The organism is Bradyrhizobium cosmicum (genome assembly GCF_007290395.2).
Taxonomy (GTDB): Bacteria; Pseudomonadota; Alphaproteobacteria; order Rhizobiales; family Xanthobacteraceae; genus Bradyrhizobium; species Bradyrhizobium cosmicum.
In genome coordinates, this window is sequence record NZ_CP041656.2 from 5,551,057 (window position 1) to 5,566,456 (window position 15,400).

Genomic DNA, 15,400 nt, shown 5'->3' on the forward strand with positions numbered 1-15,400 from the left:
ACGCAAATTGGGGAACGAGACCTTGAACATTCAATATATTCTGGCCGTCGCAGCGGGCGGAGCGCTCGGTGCGGTCGTACGCTACCTCGTCGCGATCGGCTCGGGCCGCCTGTTCGGCACCGATTTTCCCTGGGGCACCCTGATCATCAACGTGACGGGATCGTTCCTGATCGGCCTTTTCGCGGCGCTGTTCGCGACCAGATGGAACCTGCCGCAGACGGCCCGAATTTTCCTGACGGTCGGGATCTGCGGCGGCTACACGACATTCTCGACGTTCTCGCTGGATGCCTGGTACCTGATCGAGCGCGGCCAAACATGGGCCTCCGCGGCCTACATGATTGGATCAGTCGTGCTGTCCGTGGGCGCGCTCATTGCCGCGATGCAATTGGTGCGCGCGCTTCCGTGAAGGCACCTGCACAACCGGCGCATTCCTGCCATTCCCTTGGGCATGATGACGAGGGGCTGACCATCTTGGAGAGGCCCCGGGTCCTGCAATATAATAGGCGGGTTCGAAGCCCGTCAGGGCCGGGGCGTTTCAGGACACGATGAACGACACCGTCACCACACCCAAGACGCGGACCAAAACCAAGGTCGAGCGGCCGAAGCTGCACAAGGTCATCCTGATCAACGACGACTACACGCCGCGCGAGTTCGTCACGATGATCCTGAAGGCCGAGTTCCGCATGACCGAGGATCAGGCCTACAAGGTGATGATCACCGCGCACAAGCTGGGCGCCTGTGTGGTCGCCGTGTTCACCAAGGACGTAGCCGAGACCAAGGCCACCCGCGCCACCGACGCCGCCCGCACCAAGGGCTATCCGCTACTGTTCACGACGGAGCCGGAGGAATAGGGCTTCATCAGGCCATCAACGCCGGCGTCTCTTCCGCCAGCCCGTACACGAGCTGCGCCTTGGAAAACCCTGCGATCGGAAATTCGCCGAGCTCGCGCCAGTCGTGGCGGCAGGCCTTCGCAAAGACTTCCGAGACCACGACGGTGCGGCCGAGCCTTCCTGCGATCTTCTCCAGCCGTGCCGCCAGATTGACGGCAGGGCCGATGCAGGTGAAGTCGAGCCGGTTGCCGCCGCCGATATTGCCGTAGAGGATGTTGCCGACGTGCAGCGCGACGCCGAAGCGAAAGCGCTCGATGACGTCACCGACCGGAAAAGCGAGCGCCTCGACGCTGGCGCGGGACTCGCGCGCCGCTTCCAGCACGCGTTCGCAGACATGCGCGGCATCGCCGACATATTCGTCGATCGGGAACACCGCGAGCAGACCGTCGCCCATGAATTTCAGCACCTCACCGCCATGCCCCCGGATCGCGGTGACCTGGCAGTCGAAATACTGGTTGAGGATTTCGACCACGGTCTCGGCCGGCAGCCGGTCCGACAGCGCGGTGAAGCCGCGCAAATCCGACAGCCAGATCGCGGCCTGCATGGTGTCGTTGTGGCCGCGGCGGATCTGGCCGCCGAGGATGCGCGCGCCGGCGCGGTTGCCGACATAGGTGTCGAGCAGCATCTCGGCGGTGCGGCGAAGCGAGATGATCTCGATGATGCGCGCCAGAGGTTCGATGATGACGCGCAGCGCCGCGACCTGGTCCGAGTTGAAGCCTCCCGGCTGAGTGGTGCTCACGCTCATCGCATGAACCGTGCCATCGAGAAAACGAAGTGGCAGCGCCAGATAGTCGGTCGCACCTTCGTCCCTGAGATCGACCAGAACGGGAAAGCGTTCGGCCTCCGGACCATACGGATTGCCCCTCACTTCAACGGCATCGCTGAACACGATGCTCAGGGGGCTTGCCTGGAATTCCGGCGTGTTCTGAATCTCGAAATCGACGGTGCCCATCTGTATCCCGGACACGCCCCGGCTCCAGATGAAATTGCGGCCGAAGATCTCAGGGTGCAACGTCCGGACGAAAACGCCGACTCGCCAGAGCGGCAGGCCGGCCTCGACCATGCGCTCGCAGCACTCGATCATCCAGCCGTCGGGGCTGTCGACAGGATGCTGGGTCGAGATGAGCCAGTCGACGACATTCTGATACGAAACGGCAGTCATGTGCGCATCGTGCCGGATCGAAGGCAGTTCCGCCAGCGTGGAGATGAGGCGGTCAGCCGACCTGTCCGCGATCCCGCAAAAAGTGATCGGCCAGCACGCAGGCCATCATGGCTTCGCCGACGGGGACGGCGCGGATGCCGACGCAGGGGTCGTGGCGGCCCTTGGTGAAGATCTCGGTGTCGGCGCCCTGGCGATCGACGGTCCGCCGCGGCTGCAGGATCGACGAGGTCGGCTTCACCGCGAAGCGCACCACCACCGGCTGCCCGGTCGAGATGCCGCCCAGAATGCCGCCCGCATGGTTGGACAAGAAGCGCGTGCCGTCATTGCCGGTGCGCATCTCGTCGGCATTCTCTTCGCCGGTCAATTCCGCCGCGCCAAAGCCGGCGCCGATCTCGACGCCCTTGACCGCGTTGATGGTCATCATCGCGCCCGCCAGATCGGAATCGAGTTTTGCGTAGATCGGGGCGCCGAGGCCGGCCGGCACGCCCTCGGCGACGATCTCCAGTACCGCGCCGATCGATGAGCCGCTCTTGCGGATGCCGTCGAGATAGGTCTCGAAGAACGCGGCCTTGTCCTTGTCCGGACAGAAGAACGGATTTTTCGCGATCTCGTCCCAGTCCCACTTGTCGCGGTCGATCTTGTGCGGCCCCATCTGCACCAGCGCGCCGCGCACCTTCACATCGGGCAGCACCTTGCGCGCGATAGCGCCGGCGGCGACGCGTGTCGCGGTCTCGCGCGCGGAGGAGCGGCCGCCGCCGCGATAGTCGCGCAGGCCATACTTGGCCTCATAGGTGAAGTCGGCATGGCCCGGACGAAACTTGTCCTTGATCTCCGAATAGTCCTTCGAGCGCTGGTCGGTGTTCTCGATCAGGAGCCCGATCGGCGTGCCCGTCGTCACCTGCACGCCGGTCTCCGGATGCGCCATCACGCCGGAGAGGATTTTAACCTGGTCCGCCTCCTGGCGCTGGGTGGTGAAGCGCGACTGGCCGGGACGGCGGCGATCGAGGTCCTGCTGGATGTCCGCCTCGGTGAGCGGGATCATCGGTGGACAGCCATCGACCACGCAGCCGATCGCCACCCCATGGCTCTCGCCGAAGGTGGTGACGCGGAACATGTGGCCGAAGGTGTTGAAGGACATCGCTGCTCGCTGGCTCGTAAGTCAGTGCTGACTTAGCTCGCCCCGAAATATGCGTCAAATATGCCCCCAGTCGTCAGGGCCGGGCTTGTCCCGGCCATCCACATTCTGGGCCGCCACGAGCGAGTAAGTGCGTGGATGGCCGGGACAAGCCCGGGCATGACGGCGGAGGATGGGGCAACGCGCCCGGCTTAACTGAACTTCTCGAGCCGCCCCTCACGAAACACGTAGACGGCGCCCTGCTCGATATAGAGCTCGGCGGCGCTCGCCGGCGTCTCCAGGCCGAGCGAGACCATCAGGGCCCGGCAGGTGCCGCCATGGGCGACGGCGACGGTGTCGGTTTGGAGCTGATCGTACCAGGCGCGCACGCGGACCTGCACGTCGGCATAGGTCTCCGCGCCGGCGGGACCCACCGTCCATTTGTCGGCGAGGCGCCTGGCGTAGATTTCGGGATCTTTGGCCTCGCTCTCGGCCAGCGTCAGCCCCTCCCAGACGCCGTAGCCGATCTCGCGCAGGCGATCGTCGAGCGCATAGTCCGCGACCGGCAGTTCGAGCTTGCCGCGCGCGAGCTCCATGGTCATGCGTGCCCGTCCGAGCGGGCTCGACACGTAGGGCAGCGCCGCCTTGTCGCGGCCGTCGCGCTTGAAGAGATCGACGAGAATGCCGCCGGCCTGGATGGCCTGATCGCGGCCGCGCGCGTTCAGCGGAATGTCCCTGGTGCCCTGAAGCCTGCCGAGCGCGTTCCAATCGGTCTCGCCGTGGCGAAGATAATAGATCGTGGGCACGGATATTCCAAACTCAGAGACTAGTCCTTGCTGCCGAACGAAATGTCCGGCGCGTCCGGACGCTTCATGCCCAGCACGTGATAGCCGGAATCGACGTGATGCACCTCGCCGGTGACACCGCGCGAGAGATCAGAGAGGAGATACAGCGCGCTGCCGCCGACGTCCTCGGTCGACACGTTGCGCCGCAGCGGCGCGTTGTACTCGTTCCACTTCAGGATATAGCGGAAGTCGCCGATACCGGATGCGGCCAGCGTCTTGATCGGCCCCGCCGAGATCGCGTTGACGCGGATGTTCTTCTCGCCGAGATCGGCGGCGAGATAGCGCACGCTGGCCTCCAGCGCCGCCTTGGCCACGCCCATCACGTTGTAATGCGGCATCCACTTCTCGGCGCCGTAATAGGACAGCGTGATCAGCGAGCCGCCGTCGGTCATCAGCTTCTCGGCGCGCTGCGCCACCGCCGTGAACGAGTAGCAGGAGATCAGCATCGACTTGGAAAAATTCTCCGGCGTGGTGTCGACGTAGCGGCCGTCGAGCTGCTCGCCATAGGCGATCGCGTGCACCAGGAAGTCGATCTTACCCCACTTCTCCTGCAGCACCGCGAAGGCGGCGTCGATGGTCGCGGCATCGGTGACGTCGCAATGGCCGAGCACGAGCGCGCCGATCTCGGCGGCGAGCGGCTCGACGCGCTTCTTCAGCGCATCGCCCTGATAGGTGAAGGCGAGTTCGGCACCGGCCGCGTGGCATGCCTTGGCGATGCCCCAGGCGATCGAACGGTTGTTGGCGAGGCCGAGGATCACCCCGCGCTTGCCTTGCATCAGTCCCTGCATCAGTCCTGAATCCTGCGCCATTTCCGAACGTCCCGTCGAGCTTTCGTTGAGGTCTGGAGGTACACCAGCCCTCCCCTGCGGTACAGTCCTAATACGCGGCGTTAACGCTGTTTCGAGCGCCGGAATAGCCGTTCCGTTCGGGTGTTATGATGATTGTGGCGCTTGCGCCGAACGGCAGGACATCAAACACGCCATGAGTGCGTTTCGCCAGAGTGTGGAAGCCATGATCCCGGCGTTGCGCCGTTACGCCCGCGCGCTGACGCGCGATGCGGACGCGGCCGACGATCTGGTGCAGGATACGCTGGTGCGGGCGCTGCGTTCGGAGCGCCTGTTCCTCGGAGGCGACGTCAGGAGCTGGCTCTACACGATCCTGACCAATCTCAACAAGAACCGGCGGCGCTCGCTGGCAAGGCGCCCGCAATTCACGCAGCTGACGGAGAACAACCCGGATGCCAGCGGGACCGAGGCCGAGGGGCGCGACATCGAGAGGGCGCTGGCAACGCTGGTCGAGGAGCAGCGCTCGGTGCTGCTGCTGGTAATGCTGGAGGGCATGAGCTACCGCGAGGTCGCCGACATCCAGGGCGTGCCGATCGGCACCGTGATGTCCCGCCTGGCCCGCGCCCGTGCCCACGTCAAGGCCTCGCTGGAGGGCGAGCGCCCCGCGCTCAGGCGGGTGAAATGATGGCAGGATTGATGCGTCGCGCGACCCGCGTTCCCTGCACGGAAAGAGAAGCAGTGCAGTTGAACCGCGTCAGATTTTTGGGGCCGCAGAGCCAGAGACGATCGATATGAACGACCACAGGATTTCAGTGACCGAAGACGAGCTGCACGCCCATGTCGACGGCGAGCTGCCGGCTGAGCGCCGCGCCGACGTAGAGGCCTGGCTTGACGCGCACCCCGACGATGCCGAGCGCGTGCAGTCCTGGCGCGCCATGGCCGAGATGCTGCACGCCCGCTACGATTCCGTCGCGCAGGAGCCGGTGCCGGCCCGGCTGGAGCTCGAACGGCTGGAACGCCGTCCCCGGCAATGGCTCTATGGCGCCGCCGCGGCTGTGCTGGTTGCCTTCGTCGCCGGCGGCACCGCCGGCTGGGTGGCGCATGGCGCCGCCAATGCGCCCTCGACCTTCCAGAGCCTTACGGCGGACGCGCTCGATGCCCACCGCCTCTATGTCGTCGAGGTTCGCCACCCCGTCGAGGTCGGCGGCAACGAGCGGGACCACCTCCAAGCCTGGCTGACCCGGCGCTGCGGCTGGACCGTGTTCGCGCCGAACCTGGAAGCGAGCGGACTGAAGCTGGTCGGCGGCCGGCTCCTGCCGGGGCCGAACGGTCCGGCCTCGTTCCTGATGTATGAGGGCGCCTCGGGCGAGCGCTACACGATCTACACCTCCAAAACCGAGAACGGCGCGACGCAGATGCGCTACGCCAAAACGGACAAGGACGGGGCGCTGTTCTGGGCCGAGCGCGGCGTCGGCTATGTCGTCAGCGGAGGCGGTACCGACCGCGATCGGCTGACGAAGGTGGCGCAGGCCGTGTACGACCAGGCCGAGAAAAGCGGCGGCTAGACAACCGCGCAAGCGCGGTGCCTCGATTCTGTCATTGAAAATCTGGAATCAAAACATCGGTGCGTCTCATTATCGCACCGACTGTTCACGCGATTATGAGCGGCGTTCGATCCGCCGATCGACGCGGGCGGCCTCGATTGGGGTTTTTGGTACCGCGCTGGTCCCCCTCTCGAGGCCGCACCTTATTATCGGCTGCCCCGCCGGACAGCCGACACGTCGAGCACATGAAGCGCTACCACGCTTCAGCGATATGATGAGCATCATCTCCTCGACGATGCCCTGGGCCTTTGGAGAAACCCCTTCAGTTCGATCGCACCTCAGCCCAGCCCGCTACGTGGATTGTAAGGGTGCTGGTCCCGCCACTTCTCCATCAATGCCTCAAGCTCGGCGTCGTTCCCGTCCGGTAGCATGATCCTGATGGTGACGAAGAGATCCCCGGTTCCGCCGGCTTTCGGCAGGCCCTTGCCCTTGAGGCGAAAGGTCCGGCCGCTGGAGGTGTTTTTCGGGACCGAAAGCTCGACGGCATTGCCGAGGGTGGGCACGCGGACCTTGCCGCCGAGCACCGCCTCATAGAGCGTGACCGGCAGGTCGATTCTGAGGTCGGCGCCTTCGATCTTGAAGAACGCGTGCGGCGCGACGTTGATGGTGATCAGGAGATCGCCCGGCGGATGGCCCTGGGCGCTCTCGCCCTGCCCGCGCAGGCGGATCTGCTGGCCCTCGGTGACGCCGGCCGGAATCTTGACGTTCAATTCCTTGCCGTTCGGCAGCCGGACCCGCTTTTCGCCACCCTTGACCGACTCTTCCAGCGAGACCGACATGGCGACGTTGACGTCGAGATCAAGCCCGATCCCGCCGGTGTCGAATTCGAACTGGGCACCGCCGCCGGCCCCGGGCCGCGCGCCGCGCACCCCGCCACCGAACATGCTGTTGAGGATATCCTCGAACGCGCCCGCGCCCTGACCGGGGCCTCCACCGCCGCCGCGGAACGAATACTCGAATCCACCGGGACCCGCGCGTCCGCGCGGCCCACCGCCGCCGCCGCCCGGAAAACCCTGGAAGCGCGGCTTGCCCTCGGCGTCGATCTCGCCGCGGTCAAACTGCTTACGCTTGTCCTCGTCGCCGAGGATCTCGTTCGCCGAGTTGATCTCGGAGAAGCGCTCGGCGGCCTTCGGGTCGTCCTTGTTGCTGTCGGGATGATGCTTCTTGGCAAGCTTGCGATAGGCGCTCTTGATCGCGGCAGCGCTAGCGCCCCGCTGCACCCCCAAGACCTCATAGGGGTCGCGCATCCGTCACGTCTCCTCTTGGAATATCGATATGTTCAAAGGGCTCCCCGCCCACCTGAGCCTCATGTGGGGGCGAGTGGCATTTTTGCAACTAGTCGGGCGAGCCGATCCGTTACGATTCGAGCCCGATCTTATCGGAAAACCGGTTCCCACTGGTCCGGATCATGCTCAGCTCCGCCATGGCTTTAGCGTATGAATCTCCCAACGGCCACGGCTGCTTTGGCAGCCGGCGCCCTGGAGCCAGCTCTCGGTGCTGCCGTTGACGTAGCTGGCCAGAAAATCGCGGCACTTGCGCCCATCTTCGGCGGCATAGGATTGCGCGATCGGCGTCACCGAGCCCCGCGCCCCGGTTTCCGGATTTTCCCAGTGCTGGCTCGAATCCCTGTCGCCCTTGCTGAGGACGTCGGAGGCGGCGTTGCGGGCGAAGGCAAGATCGGTCTCGGTCGGCGGGGCGTCCTTTGCCGGCCGCGCGATCGAGCCCGTGAGGTCGCTGTCGTCGGCCTTGGCATAGGCACTGGTGTCATTGCGGGAAAAGCTGCAGCCGCCGGTGCCGAGCCCGATCAGAATCATCGTCATGACAAAGCTGGACGGCCCGATCGCCGATAGGCCAACGCGTCCCCATGCCCTATATAGGGCGGAAGCGGACAACAACGCGTTTTGGGCCGCGGGACGCAACTCGGACTCCAGACATGACCGACACGACCTCGATCAAACACCAGACACCCTTAACATCCGGTGATTTTACCGCTGCCGACGAACCATTTGCGCTGTTCGAGGCCTGGCTCAACGAGGCGATCAAGAGCGAGCCGAACGATCCGAACGCCATGGCGCTCGCAACCGTCGATCCCGACGGGCTGCCTGATGTGCGCATGGTGCTGATGAAAGGCTTCGATACCGAGGGTTTCGTCTTCTACAGCCACATCGCGAGCCAGAAGGGCCGCGAACTCGCCGCAAATCCTAAGGCGGCGTTACTTTTTCACTGGAAGTCGCTGCGCCGTCAGGTCCGCATCCGCGGCAACGTGACGCCGGTGACCGACGCCGAGGCCGACGCCTATTTCGCCACCCGCCCCAAGCAGGCGCAGATCGGCGCCTGGGCCAGCAAGCAGTCGCAGGAGCTGGAAAGCCGCTTCGCCTTCGAGCAGGCCATCGCGAAGGTCGCTGCAAGGCATGTCATCGGCGAAGTGCCGCGGCCGCCGGGCTGGAGCGGCTGGCGCATCACCCCTTCGCGGATCGAGTTCTGGCACGACCGCCCGTTCCGCCTGCACGACCGCATCGAATTTCGCCGTGACGCGGCCGGCGGGCCGTGGTCCAAGACGCGGATGTACCCGTGAGCCTTACCTCGAGCTTCGGGCCGACCTGAAAGATGTCCATGTCGCATTCGTCCAATGCGCCGCGCCGCACGCTGCTCCTGACCGGAGCCAGCCGCGGTATCGGCCACGCCACAGTGATCCGCTTCTCGTCGGCGGGCTGGCGTGTCATCACCTGCTCGCGGCATCCGTTCCCGGAGGACTGTCCCTGGGACGCAGGGCCGGAGGATCACATCCAGGTCGACCTCGGCAATCCCCAGGACACGACGCGCGCGATCTCCGACATCCGCGACCGCCTCGAAGGCGGCATGCTGCATGCGCTGGTCAACAACGCCGCGATCTCGCCGAAGGGCCCGGGTGGCTCGCGGCTCGGCTCGGTCGACACCGACCTGGACACCTGGACCCATGTGTTTCACGTCAATTTCTTCGCGCCGATCATGATCGCGCGCGGGCTGATCGAGGAATTGAAGGCGGCCAAGGGCTCGGTCGTGAACGTCACCTCGATCGCGGGTTCGCGCGTGCATCCCTTCGCGGGTGCCGCCTATGCCACCTCGAAAGCCGCGCTGGCATCGTTGACGCGCGAGATGGCCTCCGATTTCGGCCGCGTCGGCGTGCGCGTCAACGCGATCGCGCCGGGCGAGATCGACACCTCGATCCTCTCGCCGGGCACCGACAAGATCGTCGAGCAGCAGATTCCGTTGCACCGCCTCGGCACGCCCGACGAGGTCGCCAAGATCATCTACGTGCTGTGCACGGACACCTCGTCCTACGTCAACGGCGCCGAGATCCACATCAACGGTGGCCAGCACGTGTAGATGCTGACGTCATTACGAGCGCACGCGCAAAATTGCTTTGCAATTTTGTCGTGGGCTCCTCGCAATGACTGAATTCGATGGTTCTGGGGAAGCGAGGCGATCCAGACAAAGCCGCCGCAAGACCTGGATCGCCCTTACCTTCCGTTCTCAATCGGCGCGAAACCGACGCGGCTGATCGCGCAGTCTTGGTGCCGCAGCGTCTGGAGCTGCGGCATTGATTGCAGTCGAGCAGTCGTCGTCGTTCTCACCGTCGAGCAGCGGAGCACCACAGTGCCGGCACATGCGTGCCGACATCGACGCCGCCTTGCCGCTCGCCAGGACCTGACGATAGTTCGCCAGATCGATGACGTTGCGGAGCGACGTTATGTGTTTCTCAACCATGGCTGTTCCTCGCGGCTACACGCTGCTTATCGCAGACAAGTTTCGCGCAAACGTTCAGCCCACCGCTCAAATTTTACCGGAGGAATTGGGGCGCAGAGCACACATCACCGCACGGCCTCAATCCCGCTCTATTCTGCGACACCAAACACGGTGTGTCTGCGAACAGCGTAAGGTCTCGGTAGCCATTCGGCGAGAGTGCTACGAACTCAGAGCCATTTCTTCCACTTGAAGATCCAGTACGGGACGATGGCTGCGATCAGCATCAACACCAGCGCAAATGGATAGCCGTGGGCCCATTCGAGTTCCGGCATCGCCTTGAAGTTCATGCCGTAGATCGAGGCAATCAGCGTCGGCGGCATCAGGACAACGGCCATGACCGAAAACAGCTTGATGATGTTGTTCTGCTCGAGGTTGACGACGCCGAGCATGGCGTCGAGCACGAAGGTGATCTTGCTGGAGAGGTAGGAAGCGTGGTCGGTCAGCGAGACGACATCGCGCTGCATGGTCTTGAGCTGCTCGCGCATGTCCTTCGACCACTTCACGCCTTCGACCACTGCCGAAAGGAAGGCGACGACGCGGCCGATCGACACCAGGCTCTCGCGAACCTTGGAGGTCAGGTCGCCCTTGCGGCCGATCGCGGCCAGGATCTGCGCGTACAACTTAGCGTGGCCGTGGCGATCCTGCTCCGGCTCGAAGATGTCGTGCGAGACCTGGTCGATGTCGGCACCACATTTTTCCAGAATGTCGGCGCAGCGGTCGATCACCGCGTCCAGCAGCTCCATCAGCACCATCTCGCCGGTGATCGCCGGCGTGCAGGCGCGGGCGAGCTTGGCCTCGACCAGGGCGAACGGTTTAGGCTGGTCGTAGCGCACCGTGACCAGTCGGTGGTCGCCGAGAATGAAGGTGACCGGCGTGGTCCGGGGCATATCGGTATCGGAGTGGCACATCAGCGTCGCCGTCATGTAGCGCGCGCCGTTCTCGATATAGAGGCGGCTGGAGATTTCGATCTCCTGCATGTCCTCCCGGGTGGGAATCGCGATGCCCGAGAGCCGTTCGACCGCCTTGTCCTCGTTCGCGGTCGGGTTGACGAGGTCGATCCACACCGCATGCTCCGGCACCGCGGCGAGATCGTCGATGACGGCCTTCTTGAGGGAGGTGTCGGAGGGAACGAACACAGAAAACATGCACAACTCCAGCGGGGGGCCCTGCGACCGAATGACAGCCCTTAGCGCGATTCTGACAAGTTCATGATGACAAGCACATTACGGAGCGTCGGCATTTGTGGCCGCACCGTGGCACGAAATCGACAGTTCGCTCGAAAATCCGCCCAAGGCCGCTAAACTTGCGGCAAAAAAGCCACAGCTGGGACCTCGCAGCGCGGGAAAAGGTCCGAGACGCTGGAATTGTGGCAGATTTCAACGATAATGGGGACCAACGGAGTCGTGGTTTGGGCTTGGCCCAAGCTCCGCGAAAGCTTGTTATTGTCGATTGGAACCAAATCATGTCGTCGCTGAAAGTTATGCTGGGTGTTTTGGCCGCTGGCCTGATGCTGTCGGGCTGCATGCAGGCCACGCGTTACGAAGCGACCGACACCAAAGCGTTCAAGCCGAAGGACAAGGAACTCCTCGCCAAGGTCAGGTACGAGAATACTGCGGTCGCAGAGCCGTTCCGCCGCGCCATTGTCGACTACCACCGCAAGGAATCGCCGGGCTCGATCGTGGTCGATTCCGACAACCACTATCTTTACTACGTTTTGGATGGCGGCAAGGCGATCCGCTACGGCATCACCGTCGGCGAAGAGGCCATGGCCTGGTCGGGCATCGCCAAGGTGGGCAGCAAGACCGAGTGGCCGGCCTGGCACCCCACCCCCGGCGAAATTTCGCGTCTGGGCGTGCCGACCTATGTCGCCCCCGGCCCGGACAATCCGATGGGCTCCCGAGCGATGTATCTCTACTCCGGCGGCAAGGACACGCTGTTCCGTATCCACGGCACCAACCAGCCGGAATATATCGGTGCTTCGATCTCGTCGGGCTGCATCCGCCTGACCAACGAGGACGCGATTGATCTCTATGATCGCGTCAAGGTCGGGACCCTCGTCGTGGTGCTCGAGCCGAAGCACGGCGACTCGCCCTACAATTCGCGGTTGGCTCTTGGCAACAACGGAACTGGCCAGGCAGGCAGCTTCTGATCTCTTCAGATATCTGACATCCAAAAGCGCCGGTTTTACCGGCGCTTTTTTGTGGCCGGCTTGTGCGGCTCGACTTTGGCGCCTTCGGCCGCCGGCTTGTCCGCGGGCGCTGTGGGCCTCGCAGTCTCCTGATCTTCAGCCCCCTCCTTTGCCTCCGGCCTGGCCGCGACCTCGCGCGGCGGAGCTTCTTCCGGCCTTTCCGCCGGCAGCAGCGGAGCGACCTGCGGCAGGGGATCCCAGACATTCCACTGGCAGATCCGGTAGTCGTTGCGCCGCTGTGCGAGGTCGAGGTGGATGTGGTCCTCGTGGTACCAGTCCGAGCCCGGCCCGAGCACGGTGGAAAAGCGCGCGCAGACCGAATGCAGCACGCGTTCGCGGATGTCGCGGGACATCGTGCGGTCGGTGAAGCCGATCGACTGTCCATTGGCAAGCTTGATGGCACGCACGTCGAGCGCGTTGGCCTTGCCGTGCTCGGACAGCAGCGCACCGGCGACGCGGTTGCGGCCGCGGCACTCGAAGCTATCGAAATTATCGAGATCGCTGATCGCCGAGCCGAGGTTCGCAGCCAGGGGCACCATGTCCTTGCGGACCCAGTCGGCGATCGCGGAGGCCATGGTGCAGCGGAGGATCGCCGCGGGCTTGACCGCCACCCTGCGCTTGTCCGGCAGTACGATGGCCTCCAGCCGCACCAGATCCTCGCCACCGCAGGCACCGGGGCCGCGGATATCCGGAACGGACGGCGCCACCGCGATCTCCTCAGTCAGCGCGAGGCGGCAGGCCGAAGCCTGCTTCTCGGGCGGCAGCGCGGCCTCCGCGGGCTTGCTGGCGTTGGACTTGTCGGGGGCAGGTTTCCCTTCGGCGTCCGGAGCAGGCTCGTCCGATGCCTTGGGGGCCTCTTCAGGACGGGGTCTCGGTAGCGGGATCTTGGCGGAATGAACCGTCGGGCGCGGTCGTGGTGTACCAAGGCCGAAGATATCCAGCGGCGCAGCATATTTCCGCGCCTCTGCCCGCTCCGGGAGCACGAGCGACAGCCCGAGCGCAGCGGTAACCATTGCCGCGCCGGCGGACATATAGCCGCGACAAGACCATTTGCGGCGAAAGTCCAGCAGGCTAAAACCCATGACAATTCTTTGGCCCAGCGCTGAGAGCGATAACAAGTCCAGCCCACCTCGGAGGAACGACGGAATGCTTGGTTTGATGCAAGATTGGCCCCTGCTCTGCCACCGGATCATCGAACACGCCGCCAGGATTCATGGCAAGCAGGAGGTCGTCACGCGATCGGTCGAGGGACCGATCCATCGCACCACCTATGGCGAAATCCACCAGCGTGCCCTCAAGGTCTCGCAGATGCTGGACCGCGATGGCATCAAGTTCGGCGACCGCGTCGCAACGATCGCCTGGAACACCTGGCGCCATCTCGAAGTCTGGTACGGCATCATGGGGATCGGCGCCATCTGCCATACCGTCAATCCCCGCCTTTTCCCCGAGCAGATCGCCTGGATCATCAACCATGCGCAGGATCGCATCGTGATGACCGACATCACCTTCGTTCCGATCCTGGAGAAGATCGCCGACAAGCTGCCGAGCGTGGAGCGCTACGTCGTGCTCACCGACAAGGCGCATATGCCCAAGACCACGCTCAAGAACGTTGTCGCCTACGAGGACTGGATCGCGGAGGCCGACGGCAAGTTCAAATGGAAGGACTTTGACGAGAACACGGCGGCCGCAATGTGCTACACGTCCGGCACGACGGGCGACCCGAAGGGTGTGCTGTACTCGCATCGCTCCAACGTGCTGCACGCGCTGATGGCCAACAATGTCGATGCGCTCGGCACCAGTGCCTCCGAGACAATGCTGCCGGTGGTTCCATTGTTCCATGCCAACAGCTGGGGCATCGCTTTCTCCGCGCCCTCGCAGGGCACCAAGCTCGTGATGCCCGGAGCCAAGCTCGACGGCGCCTCGGTCTACGAACTGCTCTCGACCGAGAAGGTGACGCACACCGCGGGCGTACCCACGGTGTGGCTGATGCTGCTGCAGCACATGGCCGCCAACAATCTGAAGCTGCCGGACCTGAAGATGGTGATCTGCGGCGGCTCTGCGATGCCGCGCTCCATGATCAAGGCCTTCCTCGACATGGGCTCGAACGTTCGCCACGCCTGGGGCATGACCGAGATGAGTCCGATCGGCAGCGTCGCGGCGCTGAAGCCGCCGTTCACGGACGCAACCGGCGAGGCGCGGCTCGACGTGCTTCAGATGCAGGGCTATGCGCCCTTCGCGGTGGAAATGAAGATCACCGACGATGCCGGCAAGGAGCTGCCCTGGGACGGCAAGACATTCGGCCGCCTCAAGGTCTCCGGACCGGCCGTCGCCAAGGCCTATTACCGGGTCGACAGCAACATCCTCGACGAGGACGGCTTCTTCGACACCGGCGACGTCGCGACCATCGACGAGGCCGGCTACATGCGGATCACCGACCGCTCCAAGGACGTGATCAAGTCCGGCGGCGAGTGGATCTCCTCGATCGACCTCGAAAACCTCGCGGTCGGCCATCCGGCGGTGGCCGAGGCCGCCGTGATCGGCGTCTATCATCCCAAATGGGACGAGCGTCCGCTGCTGATCGTGCAGCTCAAGCAGGGCCAGCAGACCACGCGCGAGGACATCCTCAAATACATGGACGGCAAGATCGCCAAATGGTGGATGCCCGATGACGTCGCCTTCGTCGATGGCATCCCGCACACCGCCACAGGCAAGATCCTGAAGACGGCGCTCCGCGACCAGTTCAAGGATTACCGCTTCCCGAACGCGGCGGCGTAAGGAGTGCCACCCTCCCCTGGAGGGGGAGGGTCGGCTCGCGATCGAGCAAAGCGAGATTGTGAGACGGGGTGGGGTGATCCCTCCGCACGGGCCCCCCCTCGGTGGAGAGACTGTCACCCCACCCCGCTCGCGCTTCGCGCGATCGACCCTCCCCCCCAGAGGAGGGTGAACGACTCTTGAATTTGCCTCCGGGCCGTGGTCTCAACGGCCCATCGTCGCGCCGTTTCGCGCGGCACCGACTCAAAACCAGA

General features: G+C 64.4%; 17 protein-coding genes. 8 read left to right on the forward strand and 9 right to left on the reverse strand.

Annotated features, from left to right (window positions below; translation table 11 throughout):
- Positions 1-22 precede the first annotated feature (22 nt).
- Entirely contained in the window at positions 23-406 is a 384-nt protein-coding gene (gene crcB, locus FNV92_RS26600) for a fluoride efflux transporter CrcB (RefSeq protein ID WP_015687797.1), read from the forward strand.
- Between the two features lie 139 nt (positions 407-545).
- Positions 546-851, forward strand: coding sequence for an ATP-dependent Clp protease adapter ClpS (gene clpS / locus FNV92_RS26605; protein ID WP_015687798.1), 306 nt, complete (start codon positions 546-548; stop codon positions 849-851).
- Positions 852-858: 7 nt separating this feature from the next.
- Here the strand turns inward: clpS and FNV92_RS26610 are convergent, their stop codons facing one another.
- From FNV92_RS26610 to fabI, 4 genes are all read right to left on the reverse strand, one after another.
- The gene (locus FNV92_RS26610; protein ID WP_143843885.1) at positions 859-2,052 is read right to left on the reverse strand and encodes an adenylate/guanylate cyclase domain-containing protein; all 1,194 of its coding nucleotides are present in this window, start codon (positions 2,050-2,052) and stop codon (positions 859-861) included.
- A gap of 52 nt (positions 2,053-2,104) precedes the next feature.
- A complete protein-coding gene (gene aroC / locus FNV92_RS26615) occupies positions 2,105-3,190 on the reverse strand; it encodes a chorismate synthase (RefSeq protein WP_143843884.1) in 1,086 nt (361 codons plus the stop codon).
- A gap of 188 nt (positions 3,191-3,378) precedes the next feature.
- Positions 3,379-3,978 carry a histidine phosphatase family protein gene (locus FNV92_RS26620; protein ID WP_143843883.1) on the reverse strand — a complete coding sequence of 200 codons (600 nt, stop codon included), beginning with the start codon at positions 3,976-3,978 and terminating at the stop codon, positions 3,379-3,381.
- Between the two features lie 14 nt (positions 3,979-3,992).
- Positions 3,993-4,820 (reverse strand): enoyl-ACP reductase FabI, encoded by an 828-nt coding sequence (fabI, locus tag FNV92_RS26625; RefSeq protein ID WP_143843882.1) that lies wholly within the window; start codon positions 4,818-4,820, stop codon positions 3,993-3,995.
- A gap of 172 nt (positions 4,821-4,992) precedes the next feature.
- Between fabI and FNV92_RS26630 the strand changes: the two genes are divergently transcribed.
- Both FNV92_RS26630 and FNV92_RS26635 read left to right on the forward strand, forming a co-directional pair.
- A complete protein-coding gene (locus tag FNV92_RS26630; protein WP_015687803.1) occupies positions 4,993-5,481 on the forward strand; it encodes a sigma-70 family RNA polymerase sigma factor in 489 nt (162 codons plus the stop codon).
- Between the two features lie 106 nt (positions 5,482-5,587).
- On the forward strand, positions 5,588-6,361 hold the full coding sequence (locus tag FNV92_RS26635; protein WP_015687804.1) for an anti-sigma factor family protein: 774 nt from the start codon (positions 5,588-5,590) through the stop codon (positions 6,359-6,361).
- Positions 6,362-6,678: 317 nt separating this feature from the next.
- Here FNV92_RS26635 and FNV92_RS26640 read toward each other — a convergent pair whose 3' ends face one another.
- Together FNV92_RS26640 and FNV92_RS26645 are read right to left on the reverse strand one after the other, a co-directional pair.
- A complete protein-coding gene (locus FNV92_RS26640; RefSeq protein ID WP_015687805.1) occupies positions 6,679-7,647 on the reverse strand; it encodes a DnaJ C-terminal domain-containing protein in 969 nt (322 codons plus the stop codon).
- Positions 7,648-7,812: 165 nt separating this feature from the next.
- Positions 7,813-8,220: an RT0821/Lpp0805 family surface protein gene (locus tag FNV92_RS26645; protein ID WP_041748476.1), complete on the reverse strand. Its 408-nt coding sequence runs from the start codon at positions 8,218-8,220 to the stop codon at positions 7,813-7,815.
- A gap of 113 nt (positions 8,221-8,333) precedes the next feature.
- Here FNV92_RS26645 and pdxH point away from each other — a divergent pair, with 113 nt between their 5' ends.
- Together pdxH and FNV92_RS26655 are read left to right on the forward strand one after the other, a co-directional pair.
- Positions 8,334-8,975, forward strand: coding sequence for a pyridoxamine 5'-phosphate oxidase (gene pdxH, locus FNV92_RS26650; protein ID WP_015687807.1), 642 nt, complete (start codon positions 8,334-8,336; stop codon positions 8,973-8,975).
- Positions 8,976-9,013: 38 nt separating this feature from the next.
- Positions 9,014-9,766, forward strand: coding sequence for an SDR family NAD(P)-dependent oxidoreductase (locus FNV92_RS26655; RefSeq protein ID WP_143843881.1), 753 nt, complete (start codon positions 9,014-9,016; stop codon positions 9,764-9,766).
- 147 nt (positions 9,767-9,913) lie between these two features.
- Here the strand turns inward: FNV92_RS26655 and FNV92_RS26660 are convergent, their stop codons facing one another.
- Together FNV92_RS26660 and FNV92_RS26665 are read right to left on the reverse strand one after the other, a co-directional pair.
- Positions 9,914-10,147 carry a hypothetical protein gene (locus FNV92_RS26660; RefSeq protein ID WP_143843880.1) on the reverse strand — a complete coding sequence of 78 codons (234 nt, stop codon included), beginning with the start codon at positions 10,145-10,147 and terminating at the stop codon, positions 9,914-9,916.
- A 206-nt stretch (positions 10,148-10,353) separates the two neighbouring features.
- Complete coding sequence (locus FNV92_RS26665) at positions 10,354-11,331, reverse strand: magnesium transporter CorA family protein (protein WP_015687809.1); 978 nt, start codon at positions 11,329-11,331, stop codon at positions 10,354-10,356.
- Positions 11,332-11,648: 317 nt separating this feature from the next.
- Between FNV92_RS26665 and FNV92_RS26670 the strand changes: the two genes are divergently transcribed.
- Positions 11,649-12,335 (forward strand): L,D-transpeptidase, encoded by a 687-nt coding sequence (locus FNV92_RS26670; RefSeq protein ID WP_015687810.1) that lies wholly within the window; start codon positions 11,649-11,651, stop codon positions 12,333-12,335.
- Positions 12,336-12,370: 35 nt separating this feature from the next.
- Here FNV92_RS26670 and FNV92_RS26675 read toward each other — a convergent pair whose 3' ends face one another.
- Positions 12,371-13,456: an extensin family protein gene (locus tag FNV92_RS26675; RefSeq protein ID WP_143843879.1), complete on the reverse strand. Its 1,086-nt coding sequence runs from the start codon at positions 13,454-13,456 to the stop codon at positions 12,371-12,373.
- A gap of 64 nt (positions 13,457-13,520) precedes the next feature.
- On the opposite strand from FNV92_RS26675, the gene FNV92_RS26680 reads away from it, so the two are divergent.
- Entirely contained in the window at positions 13,521-15,149 is a 1,629-nt protein-coding gene (locus tag FNV92_RS26680; RefSeq protein WP_143843878.1) for a fatty-acid--CoA ligase, read from the forward strand.
- Positions 15,150-15,400: the final 251 nt, after the last annotated feature.

Bases quoted from the DNA above. Each gene is read 5' to 3' on its own strand.
- FNV92_RS26610 (WP_143843885.1), bottom strand. From the start codon at position 2,052: ATGACTGCCGTTTCGTATCAGAATGTCGTCGACTGGCTCATCTCGACC.
- aroC (WP_143843884.1), bottom strand. From the start codon at position 3,190: ATGTCCTTCAACACCTTCGGCCACATGTTCCGCGTCACCACCTTCGGC.
- clpS (WP_015687798.1), top strand. From the start codon at position 546: ATGAACGACACCGTCACCACACCCAAGACGCGGACCAAAACCAAGGTC.
- FNV92_RS26635 (WP_015687804.1), top strand. From the start codon at position 5,588: ATGAACGACCACAGGATTTCAGTGACCGAAGACGAGCTGCACGCCCAT.
- FNV92_RS26665 (WP_015687809.1), bottom strand. From the start codon at position 11,331: ATGTTTTCTGTGTTCGTTCCCTCCGACACCTCCCTCAAGAAGGCCGTC.
- pdxH (WP_015687807.1), top strand. From the start codon at position 8,334: ATGACCGACACGACCTCGATCAAACACCAGACACCCTTAACATCCGGT.
- FNV92_RS26655 (WP_143843881.1), top strand. From the start codon at position 9,014: ATGTCGCATTCGTCCAATGCGCCGCGCCGCACGCTGCTCCTGACCGGA.
- fabI (WP_143843882.1), bottom strand. From the start codon at position 4,820: ATGGCGCAGGATTCAGGACTGATGCAGGGACTGATGCAAGGCAAGCGC.
- FNV92_RS26640 (WP_015687805.1), bottom strand. From the start codon at position 7,647: ATGCGCGACCCCTATGAGGTCTTGGGGGTGCAGCGGGGCGCTAGCGCT.
- FNV92_RS26670 (WP_015687810.1), top strand. From the start codon at position 11,649: ATGTCGTCGCTGAAAGTTATGCTGGGTGTTTTGGCCGCTGGCCTGATG.
- FNV92_RS26680 (WP_143843878.1), top strand. From the start codon at position 13,521: ATGCTTGGTTTGATGCAAGATTGGCCCCTGCTCTGCCACCGGATCATC.
- FNV92_RS26660 (WP_143843880.1), bottom strand. From the start codon at position 10,147: ATGGTTGAGAAACACATAACGTCGCTCCGCAACGTCATCGATCTGGCG.
- FNV92_RS26675 (WP_143843879.1), bottom strand. From the start codon at position 13,456: ATGGGTTTTAGCCTGCTGGACTTTCGCCGCAAATGGTCTTGTCGCGGC.
- FNV92_RS26630 (WP_015687803.1), top strand. From the start codon at position 4,993: ATGAGTGCGTTTCGCCAGAGTGTGGAAGCCATGATCCCGGCGTTGCGC.
- FNV92_RS26645 (WP_041748476.1), bottom strand. From the start codon at position 8,220: ATGACGATGATTCTGATCGGGCTCGGCACCGGCGGCTGCAGCTTTTCC.